Here is a 23,130-nt window from a genome sequence, read left to right as displayed (position 1 = left end):
TTACCCTCCACCATATAATAAACATAAAAAAACCAGCCCTGAGGCTGGTTTTTTTATTTACAAAAGTCGGAGATGATTAAACACCGATTTTGCGATATTTTTGACGCTTCGCTACAAGATCATCACCATCACGCTTACGGCGATATTCTTCAAACTCAGCATAGTTACCAGTGAAGAATTCAGGGGTTTCACCTTCAAATGACAAGATGTGCGTTGCAATACGATCCAGGAACCAACGGTCATGCGAGATCACCATCACAGTACCCGGGAATACCAGAATGGCATCCTCAAGTGCACGCAAGGTTTCGATGTCCAAGTCGTTCGATGGTTCATCCAGCAAGATCACGTTTGCACCCATTTGCAGGATTTTCGCAAGTTGTAAACGGTTACGCTCACCACCTGACAATTGACCTACGCGCTTTTGCTGATCTTGGCCTTTAAAGTTAAAGCGACCGATATACGCACGAGATGCGATTTCGTAATCACCAATCTTCAAGATATCTAAACCACCAGACACTTCTTCCCAAACGGTTTTGTTGTTATCTAAGGTGTCACGGATCTGACCGACATAAGCCACTTTAACCGATTCACCCAGCGTTACCGTACCGGTATCTGGTTGCTGTTCGCCAGTCATCATACGGAATAGCGTGGTTTTACCCGCACCGTTCTCACCCACGATACCCACAATTGCAGCAGGTGGTACTGTGAACGTTAAATCTTTGTACAGTAAGCGATCACCAAACGATTTACTGATGCCTTCAACTTCTACAACCTTGTTGCCCAGACGTGGGCCAGGTGGAATGTAGATTTCAGAAGTTTCGTTACGTTGCTGGAATTCGCGCGAGTTAAGCTCTTCAAAACGCTCCATACGCGCTTTGTTTTTCTTTTGCTGACCTTTGGCATTAGAACGAACCCATTCAAGTTCTTTTTTCAATGCTTTAGCAAAAGATTCTTCCTGCTTGTTCTCTTGCTCTAAACGGGCATTTTTCTGCTCAAGCCAAGAAGAGTAGTTACCTTGATACGGAATGCCCATACCACGGTCAAGCTCCAGAATCCATTCAGCAACGTTATCCAAGAAGTAACGGTCATGCGTAATAGCGACGATGGTACCCGGGAAGTCTTTCAAGAAACGTTCCAACCAAGATACAGAAGAAGCATCTAAATGGTTCGTCGGTTCATCGAGAAGCAACATGTCTGGTTTAGACAGAAGTAAACGGCAAAGTGCCACACGGCGGCGCTCACCACCTGAAAGCTTAGATACATCTGCATCCCAAGCAGGCAGGTTCAATGCTGCAGCCGCTTGATCCATCTGGTTGGCAAGGTTATGCGCATCCCAAGTCTGGATAATCGCTTCAAGCTTCTCTTGCTCTTTCGCAAGTGCATCGAAATCTGCATCTTCTGCTGCATATTCAGCAAAGACTTCATCCAGACGCGCTAAAGCATCAAGAGGTTCACGTAAACCATCTTCAACGTTACCACGAACGTCTTTGGTTTCATCTAAAGGTGGTTCTTGCTCAAGATAACCGATTTTTGTACCCGGTTGCGCACGTGCCTCACCAGAGAAATCTTTATCTACGCCCGCCATAATACGAAGCAAGGTAGATTTACCTGCACCGTTTAAACCAAGCACACCAATTTTAGCGCCTGGGAAAAATGATAAGGAGATGTCTTTCAGGATTTCGCGCTTAGGCGGAACCATCTTCGACACTCGGTTCATCGTGTAAATATATTGGGCCACGTAGGACTCCTCAACTGAAAAACCAAATGGGGTTAAAACAACCACCCCAGCTCAAAAATGAGCGAAAAAATAATCGGCTATTATACGCAGAAAGCTGCGAAAACATAAGCCATTGCCATGAACTTCAATGCATTGTTACAAGTTTATTGATGATGTTTTTTTAAACAGTTGTTTTCAGTAAAATAAACGACTCAAATCCAGGTCGATATATGAATATTTCATATATTTATTTCAATAAAATTGCACTTTTACTCATATGTGAAAATGCTACACTCAAGCCATAAACTTAAACAAGAAGATCAAACAGAATGAGTTATAAAGCAGAAACCCTTGCGATTCATGCAGGTTATACCCCAGAAGCAACCACCAAAGCTGTGGCAGTGCCGATTTACCAAACCACGTCTTATGCCTTTGACAATACTCAACATGGGGCCGATCTCTTTGATTTAAAGGTTCAGGGCAATATCTATACCCGAATTATGAACCCGACCACTGCGGTTCTGGAACAACGTGTCGCAGCACTGGAAGGTGGAATTGGCGCGCTGGCTTTGGCCTCTGGCATGGCTGCGATTACTTATGCGATTCAGACCATTGCGGAAGCGGGTGACAACATTGCTTCTGTGTCAACGCTTTACGGAGGTACCTATAATCTTTTTGCGCACACCCTGCCCAAACAGGGTATTGAAGTCCGTTTCTTTGATTATGAACAACCGGAAAGTCTGCATGACTTGATTGATGAAAAAACCAAACTGGTTTTTGTGGAATCGATTGGTAACCCGCTGGGTAATATTATTGATCTGGAAGAAATCTCTAAAATTGCGCACGAATATGGCGTGCCGGTCATTGTCGATAATACTGTTGCCACCCCAGTACTTCAAAAATCTTTCGATTTCGGCGCAGATATTATCGTGCATTCTCTGACCAAATATATCGGCGGTCATGGCAATTCAATTGGCGGCATTATTGTGGATAGCGGTAAATTCCCGTGGGGTAAATACCCTGAACGTTTCCCTGCCCTGAATACGCCTGACCCAAGCTACCATGGCGTGAACTATGTCGAAGTTTTGGGAGAAGCAGCTTATATCGCCCGTGCGCGCGTAGTGCCACTGCGTAATACCGGCGCTGCGATCAGCCCGCAGAATGTGTTTCTGATTCTGCAAGGTCTGGAAACTTTAAGCTTGCGTATGGAACGTCATACCGAAAACGCACTGAAAGTCGCTGAATATCTGCAAAAACATCCTAAAGTGAAATGGGTTAATTACGCCGGCCTGAAAGATCACCCACAGCATGCCTTGGCACAGAAATATGTGAAAGGTAAACCGTCTGCCATTCTGACCTTTGGGGTAGAACATGGTCTCGAAGGCGGCACACGTTTTATTGATGCCCTGCAACTGTTTACACGTCTGGTCAATATCGGCGACGCTAAAAGTCTGGCCTGCCATCCGGCGACTACTACGCATCGTCAGCTCAATGCCGAAGAGTTAAAATCGGCAGGCGTCAGTGAGGATATGGTGCGTTTATCTATTGGGATTGAACATAGTGATGACCTGATTGCCGATCTGGAACAGGCGCTGGCGGCCGTTTAAAAAGTGCCCGAGCCGCTTCGAAACCTCATCATTTTGGTGAGGTTTTTTTATTTATTTTCTAAAACAGCCACTTGCTTTACTTTTTATTTTCATGTTAAAAGTTAAATGAAAGAGTGAACACAAATAGAGCAATTACTCTAATTTTTATTTTAATTTCAATAGTTTAATTTATAGATTTTCTTGAAGAATTGGTTATCATATCTGGACTCACCTTCGCTCTCATCTTCTATTAGAGCGCTATAGATCTTTAATAAAAATAATTTGAACGCTGACTTCAAATTAGGGATAACAAACGTGAAAACTAGACTACACAAACAACTGGAAAAACGTGTTGCAGGTAAAACCGTCCTGATTACCGGTGCATCCAGCGGTATTGGTTTAACGACAGCACATCAACTGGCTGATGCAGGTGCCCATGTTTTACTGGTAGCCCGTACTCAGGAAACCCTAGAACAAGTAAAATCAGAAATTGAAGCTAAAGGCGGCAAAGCCTCAATCTTTCCATGTGATTTAAACAATATGGAAGCAATTGATGAAGTTTCCAAACAGATTATTGCCTCAGTCGATCATATTGATATTCTGATCAATAATGCAGGTCGTTCGATTCGCCGTGCGGTACACGAGTCAGTAGATCGTTTTCATGATTTTGAACGGACCATGCAGCTGAACTATTTCGGCGCGGTGCGTCTGGTGATGAATATCCTGCCGCAAATGATGATTCGTCGTGCAGGTCACATTATTAACATTAGTTCGATTGGCGTACTGGCGAATGCTACCCGTTTTTCGGCCTATGTCGCATCAAAAGCTGCGCTGGACGCCTTTAGCCGCTGCCTGTCTGCAGAAGTGCATTCGCATAAAATCGCAATCACGTCGATCTATATGCCTTTGGTGCGCACCCCGATGATTGCGCCGACCAAAATCTATAAATATGTACCGACGCTTTCTCCGGAACAGGCGGCTGACCTGATTGCCTATGCGATTGTGAAACGTCCGAAGAAAGTGGCGACCGGTTTGGGCCGTCTGGCTTCCATTACCTATTCAATTGCACCGGATATCAACAATGTCTTGATGTCGATTGGCTATAACCTGTTCCCAAGTTCAACTGCATCTGTGGGTCAACCGCAAAAACTGAACTTAGTGCAAAAAGCATATGCGCGTTTGTTCCCGGGCGAACACTGGTAATTTTTACTGGGATAATTTCCTAGAAATACAAGCCGCCTACAGGGCTAATGCCAGTCAGTTAAATAATTGACTGGCATTTTCTTTTTAAATTCAAGATTATATTTGATAGGTAGAAAAGTCATCCGCAACTGTTTGAGGCAGGACTACATTAAAAAATGATTATTTCTGCGATAAATTTACTAGTGGATGGTGGCTGACGAGTTTTGCGGATGACAAATGCCTTTGGTTACTTTGGGCGAAACCAAAGTAACAAATGATTTACAAATATTTGATTTAAAACGCTAAGACTCCGTCGTGAACGACTAAAAAGTTAAAGAGTCTATTTCTAAATTCTTTAACTGATCAGCATTAGCACACAGGGCTGATTTTTAATGTCTCAGATTTAAAATATCTGGGTAAAAGCAGATCAATCTGGATAACACACGACACAGTCTGTCCTGATCAACACAGATTTTTGTCGCAAATGCTGCGAGATCACGTACACTATCAGCGGATATTTCCTATCCGTATTTTTATATTTTGATTGAAATGATGGAAACCCTTATGAACAACGCGCAATGGCTCGATGAAGTAAAATTTAACGATCAAGGATTAGTCCCTGCCATTGCCCAGCATCATCAAAGCGGACGTGTGTTGATGGTGGCCTGGATGAACCGTGAAGCCTTGGCTTTAACTGCCGAAAAAAATCAGGCAGTGTATTTCTCTCGTTCACGCAGTAAGTTATGGCATAAGGGCGAAGAATCAGGACATTTTCAGACCGTACATGAAATCCGTCTGGACTGTGATGCCGACGTGATTGTGCTGCAAATTGAACAGCATGGCGGCATTGCCTGCCATACCGGCCGTGAATCATGCTTCTATCGCAAGCTCACACCAAATGGCTGGGAAATTGTCGATGCACAGTTGAAAGATCCATCTGCGATTTATGGCGAAAAATCGACAAATCCGCATACGCTGGCGATGGAAGCCTCAACCGCTCAATCTGAGCAGGTCGAAGTCCTGTCTTATCTGGGTCAAATGATGGCAGAACGCAAACAGGCCGATCCGGACTCCTCTTATGTGGCCAAGCTCTACCATAAAGGCCTGAACAAGATTCTGGAAAAAGTCGGTGAAGAAAGCTTTGAAACCGTGCTAGCAGCCAAAGACTTTGACCAAGATGCTTCCGCAGACCATAAAAATGATCTGATCTATGAAGTGGCAGATCTTTGGTTCCATACTATCGTCATGCTCGGCTATTTCGACTTGGATGTGCAATTGGTATTAAATGAACTGGCTCGTCGCCAAGGCTTGTCCGGCCTGGTTGAAAAAGCCAACCGTCAGCATTAAGCCTTGAATTCATCTGTGTCTGATTTAAAAAAACCGACCGCGACCTATGAGCAGGCCACTGCCATTGATAACGCACGTCTGGGCAAATCCTTTAAAGTCATTGCCTATGCTGGCACAGGTAAAACCACTACCTTGCAAATGATCAGTGATGCCATGCCGCAAAGACGTGGCATGTATCTGGCTTTTAACAAGGCCATTGCCAGTGAAGCGCAAGCCAAGTTTCACCGGGGTGTCGATTGCCGTACTTTTCACTCACTGGCGTTTCGCAGTGTTCCACGTGGAGTCACCGACAAACTGCGCTTGCCACGCTTGAGTCCAAGTTTTATTGCCAAAGAATACCGGCTTGAACCGATGACCATGCGCCGCATGATGGGTGGGCGTTATGAAAAATATGTCTTGATGCCTTCGCGTCTGGCAAGCTTGGTCGCCAATGCTGTTGGTTATTTCTGCTCGACCAGTTCGCAATACCCTGCCCCACGGCATATCCAGGCGCCGAGCTGGTTGCATCCGGATGATATCGAGACTTTACAGAAGAAACTTTATCCGGCAGTCGAACGACGCTGGCTAGAGTCGATTGATCCAAATCATCAGGCAGGCATTGGTCATGACATTTACCTGAAACTCTGGGCGTTGTCTGAACCGAATATCCCGGCCGACTATGTGCTGTTCGATGAAGCTCAGGATGCCGATCCCTTAATGCTGGGAATTTTGCTGAAACAGCGCAGCACCCAGGTGATCTATGTCGGAGATGCGCATCAGCAGATTTATGCCTGGCGTGGTGCAGTGAATGCCATGCAGCAACTACCTTTACCTGAATCACGTCTGACCACCTCATTTCGTTTCGGTCCTGAAGTTGCCCTGAATGCCAATGCCATTTTAGGTGCCTTAAATGAAACTGTGCCTTTACTCGGCAATCCGTTGTTAGATTCTAAAGTCGTGAATAAACCGCATACCAAAATGCGGGATGCAATTTTATGCCGGACTAATGCCCGCGCCATGGAACTGTTATTAGCAGGTTTAGTTCGTGGGGATAAAGTCAGTCTGCAAGCCGATCACGTCAAACTGAATCGTTTTGTCGATGCGGCCGCCATGCTGAAACAGGGCAAACGTGTGGTTGATGTACCGGAACTGGCCTGGTTTAACTCCTGGCATGATGTCCATGAATACTGTGAAACCAATGAAGGCAGTGACATCAAGCCACTGGTCAAACTGGTGGACGAACATGGCACCGATCCGCTGAAAAAAGCTCTGGCTAAAATCACACCAATTGCCCAGGCTGATTATATTATTTCCACGGCGCACAAGGCCAAAGGCCTAGAGTGGGATCGGGTTCATATTGAAGATGACTATCAGTTTAAGCTCAATGAAAAAGACCATAAAATTAGTGATGAAGAATTAAGATTACTTTACGTGGCCTGTACACGTGCTAAAGTGAGTTTAAATATTCATCACATTTATGACCTGATTCAGCAACTGAAGATCAAAATGCCGCAGTCGCTTCGGCAGGCAGTCGGTTAAGGTGCATGGCATGGATGTAAACCTCATAGGACAGGTGATCTATGCACATCCAAGCGCTTCAACTGAAACATACCTTGCATTTTTCCGACATTCAGCTCCAGTTTAATTATCCGCAATGCCCGGTCACCTTGATTCTGGGCAATCAGGGAACTGGCAAAACTACGCTTTTACGTTTTAGCTATCAGGCACTGACCTGGTTTGCAGCGCGTTATCGCGACAGCCGTGCCGCGGGTCTGGTGATGCAAGATCAGGACATCATGCAAAACCGGCTGCAATCCAAAATTGATATCCGGATCGGTTTTCCTGAAGATATGGGCAGCTTGCCAGAATCCAGTCAGTCTGAGCCTACCCAGCTACAAAGCTGTTCATGGCAAATCTACAAGACCCTAAACAGTCAGGGTCTAGGATTTAGCAAAGCAGAAACCTCACAGCTTGAAAGCGTGCTCAGCCTGTATCACAAAGCCCGCTTGCACGATCCCCTGCTCGGCTTACCCCTGATTGTCTATTATCCTGCTGAACGTTTTACCAATGAAGTCAATCTGCTCAGCAAAAATAACCCGGCCATTCTCCAGTCTGCACATGCTTATGAAATAGCTGCGATTCCTTTCACCACCTTTGCTCGTTTTTTTGAATGGTTTCGTGAAATCAGTGATATTGAAAATGCGCAAAGTGCCAAGATTATGGACCAGATTTTGGCGCGTGCCTTGCAGCAGCCTGAGAATATCCGAGGAGATGAACTGGCTCGGCAGATCGAGAAAGCCCAGGCACATCTGCATGCACCAAATCTCACCGCTTTAAAACAGACCCTGTCGCTGATCATGCCAGAAGTCAGCCAGATATATTTAAAATACCAGCCCAAGCTGCAACTGATGGTGACCTATCAGCAACAAACCTTCACTTTCCAGCAACTGCCTAACAGTATCCGCAACTGGATTGCGCTGGTGGGCGATATTGTGCGGCGTCTTTGTCTGTTGAATCCCAACAGTTTATTCCCTTGTCAGGAAGGTACAGGTATTTTACTGATTGATGCAATTGATCATCAACTGGATCAGGAGATGGCAGCAGTGATCCTATCACGCCTGCATCAGGCTTTTCCTAACTTGCAAATCATTGCGACCGGCAACCGGCCTGAATTACTGGAACAGGCACACGCTTTTCAATGTCTGAAACTGGAAAATAAACAGCTGCACCCCATTCACCTTGAAAGTATGAAAACCCAGTTTGATCAGATCTACGCAGAGCTGGAATTGCAGCGAAATAAAGATATCTCGCCCGAAGATACTTTACTGGAAACGGTCACCGAACCCGTCACACCGCTTGCAGTATTGCAAATGATTCAGCAACAGTTAAATCCGGAACAACAGCAGGAACTGCTAGCCCTACTGACTCAGGAGTATCATCCGACGCTACCTCAGTCGCTCTAAACAGATTCAAAAAAATAAGCGCGATTGTTTGAGTAAACAAGGAAGCCTTTTTCAGCATTCTGTTTTGCTAGGATTGAACTGTTTTGAGTCAAATTTACAATCAATGCCTGCAATTTAATCTTAATTTTCGGTCACTTCTGGATGATCTGTTTAAGCATGCAGCGCCTGTTAAATCCGAGCCGGCGTATAATTTATAAGTTCTACATAAAAACGTTGATGTTGTTGTTATCCTGTAATATGATCGGTTTTATTTGCGAATTTCATTGTAAAATCGGAATTTGCTATCGTTTATAAGTTGCGCAATACAACTGTTTTATATTCTTTTTGAATATTCTTTTGGCTTTCAAGATTGAGAAGTTTGGGTCGCTCCTTGTGGTCCTGTAATCCTTGAAAGATAAAGATTCACCTTAGGTTGATCAAAACCTAAATCATGACAATGGATACGAGTGTGCTGCCGATTATTATATTGTTACCGTTAGTATTAGGCACAACCCTTGTCTCGTGGCTGAAGCAATTTTCGCGCGGGGTAACGGCTTTAGGGGCAATTGGTGTCAGCCTCAGCAGTTTCTTATTATTATTGAGTCAGGCGCCTGCCATCTTTGATGGTGCAGTGATGACCCAGACCTGGTCCTGGCTGCCCCAGCTCGGCATTGATTTCAGTTTTCGCCTGGATTCTCTGGGATTGCTGTTTGCCTTGCTGATCAGCGGAATTGGCACCCTGATTTATATTTATGCCTATTATTATCTCAATCCAAAAAACTCACTGAGCAAACTGTATCTTCTGCTGATGCTGTTTATGGCCGCCATGCTCGGGATTTCATTGTCAAATAACCTGATTATCTTATTAGTTTTCTGGGAACTGACCAGTATTTCCTCCTTCTTGCTGGTGGGTTACTGGAGCAATTACGAAGCGGCGCAACGCGGCTCACGTATGGCCTTGACCATTACCGGAATGGGTGGTCTGGCGATGCTGGGCGGTTTTGTCCTGCTTGGTCAAATTACCGGCACTTATCAGCTTGACCAAATCCTGACGATGACTGAGCAGATTCAGTCCCATCATTTATTTGTTCCAACCTTGTTGCTGATTTTACTTGGTGCCTTTACCAAAAGTGCGCAGTTCCCGTTCCACTTCTGGTTGCCGAATGCCATGGCTGCACCGACACCGGTCTCTGCCTATTTGCACTCGGCCACCATGGTCAAAGCCGGTTTATTCCTGGTAGCACGTTTGCTCCCGATCTTTGCCGGTGCTGCACTGTTTCATAATATTGTGACCTTTGTTGGTCTGTTTACCCTGTGCATGGCCGCCTTCTTTGCCATCTTTAAGGAAGATCTGAAGGGCTTACTTGCCTACTCCACCATCAGTCATTTAGGTCTGATCATGTGTCTGCTCGGGATTGGCTCACCACTGGCCGTTGCAGCAGCGATTTTCCACATTATTAACCATGCCACCTTTAAAGCGGCACTGTTTATGATTGCCGGCATCATCGATCATGAATCCGGTACCCGTGACTTACGTAAATTGTCTGGCTTGTGGCAATTACTGCCCTTTACCGCAACACTGACCATGATCACGGCAGCATCCATGGCAGGTGTACCGTTGACCAATGGTTTCCTGTCCAAGGAAATGTTCTTTACCGAACTGGTCGCCAGTTTAAGTGGTCCACTTATGGTCGGCTCTGCTATTGTCGCGACACTGGCCGGGATTTTTGCGGTGGCTTATTCCATTCGACTGGTGCATGGGGTCTTTTTCGATGGTCCGCTAGGCAAGCAGGTTCCGAATAAAGATGCACATGAACCTGCCTTTGGTATGCGCGCACCGGCTACTTTGTTAGCAATTTTATGTATTTTAGTCGGTCTATTACCCGCTCTTCTAGTAGAAAAAATTGTCAATAGCACCACTCAAGCGACAACCCAAAATTTTGATTTTGAAGGTACCCATCTGGCGCTTTGGCATGGTTTCAACCTGCCGCTGCTGATGAGTGTGATCGCTCTGCTCGGCGGAATAATCTTTTACTTTTCTCTCGCCAAAGGTGGCGCCTTACGTGAAATCGACTTGGATCCAAAACTGGGCCGCTTACAGGGCCGGGTGCTGTTCGACCTGTTTTTGAAAAATTTGCTGCTGAATTCACGCCGTTTCCGCCGTACCACTGAAAATGGCAAATTACAAAGCTATTTATTGTGGATTGTGATTTTTACCATCGGGCTGGTGGGGTTCCCATTACTCAGCAATGCGGTGGGTACGGGTACACGCGAGCTGACCCATGCCCCTGCCCTGGCGATTATCTTGTGGTTACTGCTGTTCTCTGCCTGCTGGATGCTGCTGTGGTTCCATCATGAGCGGATTAAAGCGGTACTGATTAGCGGTGCAGTCGGCCTGGTCGTCACCATGGTCTTTATCGGCTTCTCGGCGCCCGATCTGGCATTGACCCAGATTACGGTCGATGTGGTCACCACGGTTCTGCTCCTGATGAGTTTATCTTTACTGCCTCAGTTAACACCGTATGAATCGAGTCCGACCCGTCGCTGGCGTGATGCCATTATTGCCTTGGGCGGCGGTCTCGGGATTGCGGCAATTGCCTGGCTGATCATGACCCGTGATCACAATTCCATTTCATGGTTCTTCCTGCAACAGTCCATTCCTCTGGGCGGCGGAACCAATGTGGTGAATGTGATTCTGGTCGACTTCCGTGGTTTCGATACCTTCGGCGAAATTACCGTCCTGGGGATTGCCGCAATTGGTGTACTCAGCTTGATGGATGGCATGCGTGCGCATGGTACCACCATGACCCAAGGCCTGACCTATCGTTTTAATCCTTCCCCGCTGATGTTGCGTATTACTGCATCCTGGATTTTGCCGGTCGCGCTAGTGGTCAGCCTGTATATCTTTTTGCGTGGCCATAACCTGCCGGGCGGTGGATTCATTGCCGGACTGGTGACTTCACTGGCACTTATTATTCAATATATTGCAGTGGGACAGGACAAAACCGAACAGTTGCTTGGCGCCAAATCCGGTCGCCTGTATGAAATCTGGATCGGGATCGGCTTAACGATTGCAGGGTTGACCGGAATCGCGGCCTGGTTCTGGTCACGTCCATTCCTGACCAGTGCACATATTTATGTCTCTCCGCCCATCATTGGAGAAATGCATTTAGCTTCGGCTGCACTGTTTGATGTCGGCGTCTATGTCACTGTTGTCGGTGCGACCATGCTGATGATTTCGGTCTTGGGCGATTCACGTCACTCAAGCATGACTGGCCCCGTACCAAGAGGATAATAGAATGATCAGTTTAGAATTTTTATTAGCCTCTGCGATTGGCCTGCTGACAGCCACAGGCATTTATCTGATCCTGCGTGCCCGTACCTTCCCGGTGGTATTGGGCTTGGCCATGATTGGTTATGCGGTCAACCTGTTTTTATTTGCCATGGGCCGGATTCAGATGAATTCGCCTGCAGTATTAACCGAAGCCGCGAATGTGACTGACCCTCTACCTCAGGCACTGGTGCTGACGGCCATCGTGATTGGCTTTGCCACCACTGCCTTTATTGTCCAACTGGCACTGCGTAGCCGCTACGAATCAGGAACAGACCACGTTGACTCAAAAGAAGATATCCCCCAGATTGATCCACGTGAGGATGAGCCTTAATGACTGATCTTCTCAATTTCTGGACTCAACATACTCCTATTTTCAGCATTCTTTTGCCGGCCTTTACCGCTTTTGCCTTGGTACTTTTGGGAAATCCGGGTGCAGGCTCTCTGATCACGGACTGGCGTCAACCCTGGCGTCGTGGTATCAGCCATCTCTCGGGAATCTTGGGCCTGATCATTGCCGTTAGCTATCTGATAAACAGCAGCGAGGGCCAAATCAGCGTATACACCCTCAGCGAATGGGCAGCACCATTCGGGATCGTGCTGGTGCTGGATCAGCTCTCGGCCATGATGCTGGTGTTGACCTATGCGCTCGCCTTGCCTGTGGTCTGGTATGCCAGCAAAGAATGGGACTTACGCGGCCGTTATTTCCATGCCATGGTGCATTTCCTGCTGATGGGTCTGAATGGTGCATTCCTAACCGGTGACTTGTTTAACCTGTTCGTATTCTTTGAAATTTTGCTGATGGCGTCTTATGTACTGCTGTTGCATGGACAAGGTAAGGCACGTTTTCAGCTGGGAATTCACTATGTCACCATTAACCTGCTGGCGTCTGCGCTGTTCCTAATTGGACTCGGGATGATTTATGGCAGTGTCGGCAGCCTGAATATGGCTGATGTGGCCCGTTTGCTGCCAACCCTTGCAGAAGATCAGCACAAACTGGCTGTTGCGGGTGGCTTGATGCTGTTTGTGGTGTTTGGAATCAAAGCAGCAATGCTGCCGGTGGGTTTCTGGTTACCCAAAACCTATGCAGTAGCCACGACTCCTGTTGCCGCGCTCTTTACCATCATGACCAAAGTCGGGGTTTATGCGATTTTGCGGATCAACGGCACGGTTTTTGATGATGAATATAGCCATCAGATTCTGATGAACTGTCTGCTAGTGATTGGCCTGGTCACATCCGTCTATGGGGTGATCTGTGCGATTGGCACCGAACGTCTGCGCCGTTTTGTCGGTTTTATGGTGCTGTCTTCAGTCGGAACGATTTTGGTGGCCATTGGCCTGAATAATACTGCGGCTTGGGCGGGTGCGCTATATTACCTGGTACACAGCACCCTGATTGCGGCCGCATTTTATATTCTGTCGGGTTGGATTACCTCACAGCGTGGCGAATTTAAAGATCATTTTAAAATCGCCCCACTGATGAAACAGAACAAGCTGGTTTCGATTGTCTATTTCATCATCGCCTTGATGATGGCAGGCCTGCCACCGTTTAGTGGATTCTTCGGTAAAATCTTTATTTTGCAGGCTTCTGCTAATTCAGATTATCAGATGATTATTATCCTGACCATTTTGCTGGTAAGTTTTCTCAGTATTCTGGCTTTTACCCGGGTCGGTTTTATCCTGTTCTGGCGTTCGAGCAGACCTGAAGATGATCTTGATTCTGAAGAGTTTCATAAATATGAAGCCCTACCGAGTAAAGCACCGGCACGCAATGACCGGGTGATTTATATATTGCTTGTGAGCTTAACCGCCTACGTGGTGTTTGCCGGACCGATTTATCAATATAATTATCAGACTGCGGAACAGATTAAAAACAATTCGGTCTATGAAGCCGCGCTGTTAAAACCGGATGCAGAAGGTCAGTTTATTAGCGTGCAGCCATTCGATCCGAAGTATTTGCCAGAAACCAAATATGGTGGTGAGGTGATAGATCCTAATGCGCATCTGATTCCTTATGTAATTTCAGAAGCGACTTTGAAGGGCGAACATATTTCTGAATTCAAGCAACGCCAGATTGACCAGCAGCATATTGAACAGACCGAATATGATGATAATCAACTTAAACCGGCGGAGGGACCTTAATGGCTGAATCATTATTTCAACGCTGGTTCCCGCATCCGCTGGTTTCTGTGATTGTAGGACTGAGCTGGGTTTTACTGGCACACAGCCTGGACGCTGGAACCCTGCTGATGGCCTTGCTACTCGCGGTGATCATTCCACGTATGGTCGAACCCTTTATTGACTATACCCCTAATATCCAGTGGACTCCTGCCCTGCACCTGTTCTTTGTCGTAGTTTGGGATATTGTAGTAGCCAATATCAAAGTCGCAAAACTGGTGCTAGGATCGACGAAGAATCTGCATCCAAAATGGTTCCGAGTGCCTTTAGACACCGAACATGAAGAAGTCAACACCTTGCTGGCGATGATTATTACCACCACACCGGGCACGGTATCTGCAGGGATTGACCAGGATCGTGGTGATATTCTGGTGCATGCCTTAAGCACAGATGATGAAGCGGCCGAAATCGAGCTAATTAAGCAGCGCTATGAATGCCCGCTCATTGAGATTTTTAATGCACGATCAGGAGAAAAAGCATGACGATTCTACCTTATGCATTATTGATTTGTCTGGGTGCGGTCACCATCTCCATGTTACTGTGTCTGATCCGTCTGATTACCGGTCCCTCTATTGTTGACCGCCTGTTGGCACTGGACACCCTGTTTCTGAATGCCACCTGCCTGGTGGTGATTTTAGGCATTTACTGGAGCAGCACCTTTCTGTTTGAAGGCGCTCTCTTGGTCGCGATGCTAGGCTTTGTCTCTACCGCAGCCTTGGCGCGTTATTTTACCACTGGCCATGTCATCGACTAGGAGTTTTTAAATGTCTTTAATTTTAGAAATACTGGTGTCGATTTTTCTATTGATTGGTGCTTTCTTTATGCTGGTCGGCGGAATTGGGATGGTGCGTTTGCCCGATCTGTTCATGCGTCTGCATGCACCGACCAAATCCAGTACTTTGGGCCTCGGCAGTTTTTTAATTGCGGCGATGATTTTCTCTGCCATGTATGGCCGTTTCGGTTTTGCTGAAGTGCTGATTACCCTGTTTGCCTTTATTACTGCGCCGGTATCCGCCAATCTGATGGCACAGGCTGCATTGCATTTGCGGTTACGCTCTTTGAGTGGCGAAGTGCCGGAAACGCTGGAACGTCCCCTGCCTTGGCAGCGTTCACGCCGTCGTACCTTTTATGAAAAGAAAATCAATCGCAATGATGATTTAGATTAATTGAGCAAGCGATTCCAGTTCTCCCAAGTCTCAAAATAGAGAGATAAAAAAAGCCACCCGAAGGTGGCTTTTTTAGTCCTAAGACTTATTCATCATCTTTTTTTGCTTCAGCTTCAGGTAAGTCCTTCACTGCTTCAGCGATCAGACCAAACATATAGTTACCATATGCATTGGTCTTATCGTAATGGAAACGTAGACGAGGCGTAATACGGGTTTTGATACGACGACTCAGCTCGTGGCGCAGGAAACCAGATGCTTTGTTCAACACATCCAAAGTTTCTTTATTGGCTTCTTGGCTTTGCTCATCGCCAAGTTCACGTCCCATCACAGTGACATAAACTTCCGCATATCCCAGGTCTGGGCTCACCTTCACTGCAGAGATGGTCACCAGACCACCTAAGCGTGGATCTTTCAGCTCCTGACGGATCAGTTCGGACAACTCGCGTTGTACTGTATCCGCCATACGCTTCAGACGTTGACTACCCGCCATTAAAGACTCCGTTTAATCAATTGAACATCGTACACTTCGATCTTATCAAGTGCTTTGATGTCTTTATAGCCTTTCACCGCAAGACCACATTCCATACCGGCACGAACTTCTTCAACCACTTCTTTGTAGCGACGAAGAGATTCAAGCTCGCCCTGGAACACAACCACGTCATCACGTAATACGCGAATCGGTTTGTTACGATGCAATACGCCTTCAAGTACCATACAGCCCGCAGCCGCACCAAACTTACTTGAGTGGAATACTTCACGTACTTGTGCAACACCCAGAATCGTTTCACGATGTTCTGGTGCAAGCTTACCGCTCATTGCTGCTTTCACATCATCAATCAATTGATAGATGATTGAGTAGTAACGAATATCGATACTGTCTGCATCTGCTTTTTGACGCGCAGCGTTGTCCGCACGTACGTTAAAGCCGAGTAGAACTGCTTCTGAAGATTCAGCCAGTGTCACGTCAGACTCAGTGATCGCACCTACACCAGAACCGATGATACGTACTTTAACTTCATCAGTCGCAAGCTCAGCAAGTGCAACGTGTAATGCTTCCAAGGTACCGCGTACGTCAGTTTTCAACACAACATTTACGATAGGCACATCTTTCTTGCCCATAGACGCCATGATGTTTTCAAGACGCATTGCAGATTGACGCTCAAGACGTTTTTGACGTTCACGATCCATACGCGCATCGGCAACTTCACGTGCTTTCTTCTCGTCACTCACCACAAGAACTTCGTCACCCGCCATTGGTGCTTCTGGAAGACCCAGAATTTCCACCGGAATCGAAGGACCTGCAGATTTGATACGCTGACCATTTTCATCCGTCATCGCACGAACGCGACCATAAGATGAACCAGCAAGAACAAGATCACCTACTTTCAATGTACCGTTTTGAACCAGAATAGACGTTACCGCACCACGGCTGTTGTCTACACGTGCTTCAATTACGACACCTTGTGCAGCGCCTTCTTCCGATGCTTTAAGCTCTAGAAGTTCAGCTTGAATCGAAATAATATCAAGAAGTTCATCAATACCTTGACCAGTATGTGCAGAAACCATTGCCACTGGAACGTCACCACCCCATTGTTCTGGCACGATTTCTTTCACAGTCAATTCATTCAATACGCGATCTGGATCAGCAGATTCTTTATCCATCTTGTTGATTGCAACAATGATTGGTGTACCTGCAGCACGTGCATGGTCAATTGCTTCTGCAGTTTGTGGCATTACACCATCATCTGCTGCAACAACTAGAACCACGATATCTGTTGCTTTCGCACCACGTGAACGCATTGCAGTAAATGCTGCGTGTCCCGGAGTATCAAGGAATGTAATCATACCTTTATCAGTAGTTACATGGTAAGCACCGATATGCTGGGTAATACCGCCTGCTTCGCCAGCAGCCACTTTGGCACGACGAATACGGTCAAGCAGTGATGTTTTACCATGGTCAACGTGACCCATAATGGTAACAACAGGCGCACGCGTAGATTGCGCACCACGTGCTTCTTCAGCTGCTTCAAGCAAGTTATCTTCAGCTTGTGTATCAGAAACCAGTACCGGATTATGGCCCATTTCTTCAACAACAAGTGCAGCAATTTCCTGATCAATTGCCTGGTTCTGAGTAACCAATTCACCCATTTTCATGAGTGATTTAATCACTTCACGAACCTTAACTGCCATTTTCGCAGCTAAGTCAGCAACGACAATCGTTTCACCGATTTCAACATCGTAAACCTGTTTTTTCACAGGTTTTTCGAAGCCGTGCTTGTTGCCTTGACTGGTTTTTAAACCGCGCTTAGGCTGTTTGCTGAAGCTTTGCTCTTCCTGACCACGACGACCACCTTTTTTAGGTGCACGCGCGCTCGGCGTATTCGTACCACGTTTGATTTCGCGGTCTTCTTTGGCAAAAGAGTCTTCATATGCCTGACCAACAAGGCCGGCAGCCAGAGGAGAATCATCAACAACACGAATCGTTGCAGTGGTATCTTCCGCGGTGTACTTGGACGCCATTTGACGCATTTGTTCAAGCGTACGTTGCTGCGCTTCTTCAGCCGCTTTACGACGTGCCGCTTCTTCAACAGCTTTTAATTTTGCTGCTTCTGCTTCACGTGCCTTTTTCTGTTCAGCGGTTTCAGTTGGTTTAACAACTTGCTTCACAATCGGCTTGTTGGTTGATTTGCGTTTTACCACAACTGCAGCTTTAGAAACTTCTTGCTTGTCGCTGGTTTGCTTTGCAGCAGCACGCATCGCCTCTAAAGCTTTATTCGCGTTATTTACGCCAGTTTTTGGAGCTTCAGCAGAAGCAGCTTGCGCTGTATTCTGTTCAGGCGCAGCTTTGGCCTGTTGCTCAGCCTTGGCTTTCGCCAATGCTTCTGCTTTGATCTGTTCTGGATCCGGCTTAACAAATGTATGCTTCTTGCGAACTTCTACATTAATCGTTTTCGCCTTACCTGAAGTACTGGCTACTTTAGCCGTACTAGTCGTTTTACGTTTCAACGTGATTTGCCCTGCTTGGCTTTCTGAACCCTGTGACTTTTTCACATGGCTCATCAAGCTGTCTTGTTGTTCGGTGGTAATAATATCGTCAGCTTTACGCTGTGGTAAACCTGCCTCACGAACCTGCTCTAGGAGCTTCTCAACTGGACGACCCACATTGAGGGCTAACTCTTTAATCGACTTGTCCGTCATATACTACCTCCTAGTTAAACCATGATTCGCGCGCTTTCATAATGAGTTGACCTGCTTTCTCAGCACCCAAACCTTCAATATCTTCGATATCGTCAGTCGCCTGATCTGCTAAATCATCCACTGTTACCACACCACGAGCTGCTAGCGCTTGCGCGATCTCTACTGTCATGCCTTCCATTGCAACAAGTTCTTCACTTGGCGCTTGTATGTTCTCTTGCTGTTGTAATGCATCAGCAAGTGCAATTTCTTTCGCACGGCTTTGCAGTAGTTCAACCAGTTCCGCATCTAGTTCGATTTCATCAAACGTTTCTGCAGGGACATAAGCAATTTCTTCAAGCGAGGTGAAGCCCATTTCTACCAATGCCATCGCCAAATCTTCCGCGATATCCAGACGGGTAACAAACATGTCTAAATATTGTTGCGCTTCGTTTTGTTGACGGGCGTAGTATTCCTCTTCCAGCATCATGTCCAGCTTGTAGCCAGTCAATTCAGATGCCAGACGAACGTTCTGACCTTGTGAACCAATCGCACGTGCCAGCTGATCGCTGGTTGCGAAAATGATGTCTGCAGTACGTGCATCTTCATCAATGACAATACTCGATACATCTGCTGGTTCCAATGCACTTGCGATATATTGCGCAGGATCATCCGACCAAACGACTACATCAATACGCTCGCCATTGAGCTCCTGCTGTACAGCCTGAATACGGGTACCACGCATACCAATACAAGCACCCACCGGGTCAATACGGTGGTCATTGGTTTTCACTGCAATTTTAGCACGAACGCCTGGTTGGCGAGCCGCCGCTTTAATTTCAATGATTTCTTCAGAAATCTCAGGGATTTCTTTCTTCATCAATGCAATCAGCATATCTGGTTTAGCACGTGATAGTTGTAACTGCGCACCACGACCTTCACGGTTGACATTGAAGAGAATCGCATTCACGCGTTGCTTCGGGCGAAGGATTTCTTTCGGAATCATTTCTTCACGGGCAAGATACGCTTCAGCATTGTCACCTAGGTCAATGATAAAGCCGTCTTTGGTTTGTTTTTTCACTTCACCGTAGATCAGCTCGCCGACTTTAGATTCGTAAGCATCGGCTACAAGTGCACGTTCTGCTTCACGGATCTTCTGTACGATCACTTGCTTGGCAATTTGCGCTGCAATACGACCGAAGTCAATCGATTCCACTTCAAGCTCACGAATGTCGCCAATCGACCATTTTGCCGGATCGACATCAGAGATGGCATCCTGACAAGCTGGCATTTCATGGTCTTCGTCTGCAACCACTTCCCACTGACGGAAAGTACGATAGTCACCTGTTTTACGATCGATTTCCACACGTAAACGTGCTTCTTCCGAATGTGTTCCTTCGTAGAATTTTTTCTTTGTCGCAGCAACTAAAGCTTGCTCAAGCGCTTCAAAGATCGCTTCACGAGGTACACCTTTTTCGTTACTAACCGTTTCAACGACGGTCAGAATTTCACGTGCCATACGTCACCTATTCGTTAAATTTTTATTTATTAAATTAATCTTGGAAGACCAAATTTGCTTTATCGATATTGTGACTGTCGATCTCCAATACCTGTTGCTTTTCTACTTCAACCTGAATCATTTCATTTTCAAGATCGACAGCAACCAGTTTGGCCTGGAATTTACGACGGTTATCTACCGCACTGATCAAACGTAGTGCTACGGTATGACCGATATAGCCTGACATCTGCTCGAGCTGGAAGAATGGACGGTCCCAGCCTGGCGAAGATACTTCAAGTGAATATTCACCCGAGATCGGATCATGAACATCCAGCATTGCGCCCACTTGCTGCGTGACACGCACACAATCCTGAACGCCAATACCACGCCCCTGCTCTTCTTCACCATCTTCATTGATTGCTGGTGCAACGCTCTCATCGACTGGCTTGTCGATGTAGATACGTAATAACGAACATTTACCCTGTGGCAGGAATTCAATCCCCCAAAGGTTTACATTACAGGCTTCAACTGCTGGTGCAATCAAGTCCTGAAGTGCTTGAGTTTTATTTGATAGCTTCATTTACTCTCGTCATCTGGTGCGATTTTATGATCTATTTGACCACTACAAACCAATACAAACTATAGTAGTAGTGAAACATGGAGATTTGACCAAATAATGTCGACACTACACGATAGCCAATAAAAAAGGGCGTAAATCGCCCCAATTAATGCACAATTTAAGATTTTTTCAAATCCCACTGTGCAAAAAGGCCCACCTTGTTGTGAGCCTCTTTTTAGAAACTTGGTAGCGGGAGCTGGATTTGAACCAACGACCTTCGGGTTATGAGCCCGACGAGCTACCAGACTGCTCCATCCCGCATCAACGTGCAAAAATTATATACAAAAGATGAGAACTTTTCAATCAAAACCACATCATTCTGCATATTTGTCATCTGTCACTGAAAAATTGGTAGTGGGAGCCGGATGTAAACCAACAACCTTCGCCAGTTTATAGAGGGTTGAGCCCGACAGGCCATCAACTAGATCTATAAATAACACTTACCAAACCATTTAAAATGGTAGCGGGAGCTGGATTTGAACCAACGACCTTCGGGTTATGAGCCCGACGAGCTACCAGACTGCTCCATCCCGCATCAGCGTACAAATAACATTTCAGTTTAAAAGACTTAAACTGCTTTTAAAGTTTGCATCTTTAAAAGATTGGTAGCGGGAGCTGGATTTGAACCAACGACCTTCGGGTTATGAGCCCGACGAGCTACCAGACTGCTCCATCCCGCATCAACATGCAAATTAAATTTCTCAACTTAAAACCTGTTTAAGCTGCCTCTTGAAAGTTTGCGTCTTCTAAAAGGATTGATTGGTAGCGGGAGCTGGATTTGAACCAACGACCTTCGGGTTATGAGCCCGACGAGCTACCAGACTGCTCCATCCCGCATCAACAGAAGTTTTTTCAGCTGCATACACCAACTTAAATTTCTGGATTATAAGTTGGTGCGGAAGGGGGGACTTGAACCCCCACGCCCGAAAGCACTACCACCTCAAGGTAGCGTGTCTACCAATTCCACCACCACCGCAGCTGTGACGCATTCTAGTCGTATCACTGAAAAAAAGAAAGGATTAATTAAAACTATTCGGTCGTTTCTGGTGCAGTTGGTGAAGTTTCATTCGATTGCACAGGTACGGTCGGCGCAGACTGAACAGATCCCAAACTATAGGCATTCGAGGTTTGTTGCTTGGCCAAAATCGCCAAAGTCAGACTGGTCACGAAGAACAGTGCAGTAAAAATCGCAGTTAAACGGGTCATGAAATTACCCGAACCTGAAGCTCCAAATACTGTCGCTGCACCACCGCCGCCGAAAGAGGCACCAGCATCTGCACCTTTACCATGCTGAACCAAAATCAAGACAATCATCAAAACAGCTAAGATAATATGTACTACCAGCACAAAAGTTTGCATGCTGAACTCCTAATTATTGTGTATTTGCAAATGCATGAGCAATTTTATGGAACGACTCAGCATTGAGTGATGCACCACCGACCAATGCCCCATTGATATCTGGGCAGGCTGCTAACTCTACTGCATTTTCCGGCTTGACACTACCACCATATAAAATCGCCATACTCTCGCCATAGCCCGTAATCTGGCTTAAACCTTGACGGATTTGTGCATGCATGGCCTGCGCATCTTCAGGAGAAGCTGTTTTACCTGTACCAATCGCCCAGATCGGCTCATAGGCAATCACGATATTTTTCCATTGTTCGGCTTCAACCACAGCAGCGATATCACAAATCTGTTGTAGCACTACAGCTTCTGCCTGCCCTGCTTCACGTTGTTCCAGGCTTTCACCAACGCAATAAATCACGGTCAAACCGGCACTTAAGGCATTCTTGATTTTCGCATTTAAAATATCAGCATTTTCCGCAAATATTTCACGGCGCTCAGAATGACCCACTAGTACATAGTGAATTTGACTATCGGCCAACAATTCAGCACTGACTTCACCAGTGTAGGGACCTGTTCCAGAAATACGTGAAACATCTTGTGCTACGGTATAAATCGGACGAACCGCAGATGACAGCTCTGCCTGAATCTGGCTTAAGGCAATGGCAATCGGTGCCACACCTAAATGACATTGATCTTCGGCAATTGGCGCAGTTTCCAGCAAATTCTTAATACCACGCACCAAGCTCAATGCATCTGCCTGCACCGGATTCATTTTCCAGTTACCTATCACCCAAGGGGTAATCGTCGAAACCGACATAATTAACCTATTTCATTTACATATTTTGAATTGGGCACATTCTACACGGAATTGGAAAATTAAAAGAATAGTTTTCTTATCACTCATTCTCAGTTTAGACTATCCAAAATGGTTATTTTTTGTTATCACTTAAAAAAATGGGGACTTCTTCCAACCAGTTCATGCTTTTACTGGAGATGAGGAAGCTAGCAGCACTCTTGGCTATGGTATTTTTACGTAACAAACGTATAATTTTAGTATAGCAATT

General features: G+C 46.1%; 18 protein-coding genes and 5 tRNA genes. 11 read left to right on the top strand and 12 right to left on the bottom strand.

What is annotated here, in order from left to right; all coding sequences use genetic code 11:
* Positions 1 to 76: 76 nt before the first annotated feature.
* Positions 77 to 1,738, bottom strand: coding sequence for an energy-dependent translational throttle protein EttA (gene ettA / locus Q9R24_RS04640; protein WP_004281122.1), 1,662 nt, complete (start codon positions 1,736 to 1,738; stop codon positions 77 to 79).
* 308 nt (positions 1,739 to 2,046) lie between these two features.
* Between ettA and Q9R24_RS04635 the strand changes: the two genes are divergently transcribed.
* The 11 genes from Q9R24_RS04635 (at position 2,047) to Q9R24_RS04585 (ending at position 15,428) form a co-directional block, all read left to right on the top strand.
* Positions 2,047 to 3,324: an aminotransferase class I/II-fold pyridoxal phosphate-dependent enzyme gene (locus Q9R24_RS04635; protein WP_311203809.1), complete on the top strand. Its 1,278-nt coding sequence runs from the start codon at positions 2,047 to 2,049 to the stop codon at positions 3,322 to 3,324.
* A 294-nt stretch (positions 3,325 to 3,618) separates the two neighbouring features.
* Complete coding sequence (locus Q9R24_RS04630; protein WP_004644933.1) at positions 3,619 to 4,506, top strand: SDR family NAD(P)-dependent oxidoreductase; 888 nt, start codon at positions 3,619 to 3,621, stop codon at positions 4,504 to 4,506.
* A 543-nt stretch (positions 4,507 to 5,049) separates the two neighbouring features.
* Positions 5,050 to 5,832 carry a bifunctional phosphoribosyl-AMP cyclohydrolase/phosphoribosyl-ATP diphosphatase HisIE gene (gene hisIE / locus Q9R24_RS04625; RefSeq protein ID WP_311203808.1) on the top strand — a complete coding sequence of 261 codons (783 nt, stop codon included), beginning with the start codon at positions 5,050 to 5,052 and terminating at the stop codon, positions 5,830 to 5,832.
* 15 nt (positions 5,833 to 5,847) lie between these two features.
* The gene (locus Q9R24_RS04620) at positions 5,848 to 7,350 is read left to right on the top strand and encodes a UvrD-helicase domain-containing protein (RefSeq protein WP_311203807.1); all 1,503 of its coding nucleotides are present in this window, start codon (positions 5,848 to 5,850) and stop codon (positions 7,348 to 7,350) included.
* A 41-nt stretch (positions 7,351 to 7,391) separates the two neighbouring features.
* Positions 7,392 to 8,774 carry an AAA family ATPase gene (locus Q9R24_RS04615; protein WP_311203806.1) on the top strand — a complete coding sequence of 461 codons (1,383 nt, stop codon included), beginning with the start codon at positions 7,392 to 7,394 and terminating at the stop codon, positions 8,772 to 8,774.
* 436 nt (positions 8,775 to 9,210) lie between these two features.
* Positions 9,211 to 12,048: a monovalent cation/H+ antiporter subunit A gene (locus Q9R24_RS04610; protein ID WP_311203871.1), complete on the top strand. Its 2,838-nt coding sequence runs from the start codon at positions 9,211 to 9,213 to the stop codon at positions 12,046 to 12,048.
* A gap of 4 nt (positions 12,049 to 12,052) precedes the next feature.
* Entirely contained in the window at positions 12,053 to 12,418 is a 366-nt protein-coding gene (locus Q9R24_RS04605) for a Na+/H+ antiporter subunit C (RefSeq protein ID WP_114541783.1), read from the top strand.
* A complete protein-coding gene (locus tag Q9R24_RS04600) occupies positions 12,418 to 14,226 on the top strand; it encodes a monovalent cation/H+ antiporter subunit D (protein WP_311203805.1) in 1,809 nt (602 codons plus the stop codon). The genes Q9R24_RS04605 and Q9R24_RS04600 overlap by 1 nt, the downstream gene beginning before the upstream one ends.
* Positions 14,226 to 14,744, top strand: a complete 519-nt coding sequence (locus Q9R24_RS04595; protein WP_311203804.1) for a Na+/H+ antiporter subunit E — start codon at positions 14,226 to 14,228, stop codon at positions 14,742 to 14,744. Before Q9R24_RS04600 ends, Q9R24_RS04595 begins: the two co-directional genes overlap by 1 nt.
* On the top strand, positions 14,741 to 15,016 hold the full coding sequence (locus Q9R24_RS04590) for a monovalent cation/H+ antiporter subunit F (RefSeq protein WP_005108490.1): 276 nt from the start codon (positions 14,741 to 14,743) through the stop codon (positions 15,014 to 15,016). The genes Q9R24_RS04595 and Q9R24_RS04590 overlap by 4 nt, the downstream gene beginning before the upstream one ends.
* Before the next feature lie 10 nt (positions 15,017 to 15,026).
* On the top strand, positions 15,027 to 15,428 hold the full coding sequence (locus Q9R24_RS04585) for a Na+/H+ antiporter subunit G (RefSeq protein ID WP_005108489.1): 402 nt from the start codon (positions 15,027 to 15,029) through the stop codon (positions 15,426 to 15,428).
* 85 nt (positions 15,429 to 15,513) lie between these two features.
* Here the strand turns inward: Q9R24_RS04585 and Q9R24_RS04580 are convergent, their stop codons facing one another.
* The 11 genes from Q9R24_RS04580 to tpiA form a co-directional block, all read right to left on the bottom strand.
* The gene (locus Q9R24_RS04580; protein WP_004281108.1) at positions 15,514 to 15,918 is read right to left on the bottom strand and encodes a ribosome-binding factor A; all 405 of its coding nucleotides are present in this window, start codon (positions 15,916 to 15,918) and stop codon (positions 15,514 to 15,516) included.
* Positions 15,918 to 18,626: a translation initiation factor IF-2 gene (gene infB, locus Q9R24_RS04575; protein ID WP_114541781.1), complete on the bottom strand. Its 2,709-nt coding sequence runs from the start codon at positions 18,624 to 18,626 to the stop codon at positions 15,918 to 15,920. The genes Q9R24_RS04580 and infB overlap by 1 nt, the downstream gene beginning before the upstream one ends.
* A 10-nt stretch (positions 18,627 to 18,636) precedes the next feature.
* Positions 18,637 to 20,121: a transcription termination factor NusA gene (gene nusA / locus Q9R24_RS04570; RefSeq protein ID WP_004281105.1), complete on the bottom strand. Its 1,485-nt coding sequence runs from the start codon at positions 20,119 to 20,121 to the stop codon at positions 18,637 to 18,639.
* A gap of 34 nt (positions 20,122 to 20,155) precedes the next feature.
* A complete protein-coding gene (rimP, locus tag Q9R24_RS04565; RefSeq protein WP_004281103.1) occupies positions 20,156 to 20,680 on the bottom strand; it encodes a ribosome maturation factor RimP in 525 nt (174 codons plus the stop codon).
* A 223-nt stretch (positions 20,681 to 20,903) separates the two neighbouring features.
* A tRNA-Met gene (locus Q9R24_RS04560) sits at positions 20,904 to 20,980 on the bottom strand.
* A gap of 197 nt (positions 20,981 to 21,177) precedes the next feature.
* Positions 21,178 to 21,254: transfer RNA gene (locus Q9R24_RS04555), tRNA-Met, on the bottom strand.
* 68 nt (positions 21,255 to 21,322) lie between these two features.
* Positions 21,323 to 21,399 (bottom strand) — tRNA-Met (locus tag Q9R24_RS04550).
* Between the two features lie 80 nt (positions 21,400 to 21,479).
* Positions 21,480 to 21,556, bottom strand: a tRNA-Met gene (locus Q9R24_RS04545).
* A gap of 54 nt (positions 21,557 to 21,610) precedes the next feature.
* Positions 21,611 to 21,695 (bottom strand) — tRNA-Leu (locus Q9R24_RS04540).
* A gap of 53 nt (positions 21,696 to 21,748) precedes the next feature.
* Positions 21,749 to 22,078, bottom strand: coding sequence for a preprotein translocase subunit SecG (gene secG / locus Q9R24_RS04535; protein WP_005248398.1), 330 nt, complete (start codon positions 22,076 to 22,078; stop codon positions 21,749 to 21,751).
* 13 nt (positions 22,079 to 22,091) lie between these two features.
* The gene (gene tpiA, locus Q9R24_RS04530) at positions 22,092 to 22,883 is read right to left on the bottom strand and encodes a triose-phosphate isomerase (RefSeq protein WP_311203803.1); all 792 of its coding nucleotides are present in this window, start codon (positions 22,881 to 22,883) and stop codon (positions 22,092 to 22,094) included.
* Between the last annotated feature and the right edge of the window lie 247 nt (positions 22,884 to 23,130).

Source organism: Acinetobacter sp. RRD8 (assembly GCF_031844225.1).
Lineage (GTDB): Bacteria > Pseudomonadota > Gammaproteobacteria > Pseudomonadales > Moraxellaceae > Acinetobacter.
This window is presented reverse-complemented; position numbering and strand designations above follow the sequence as displayed.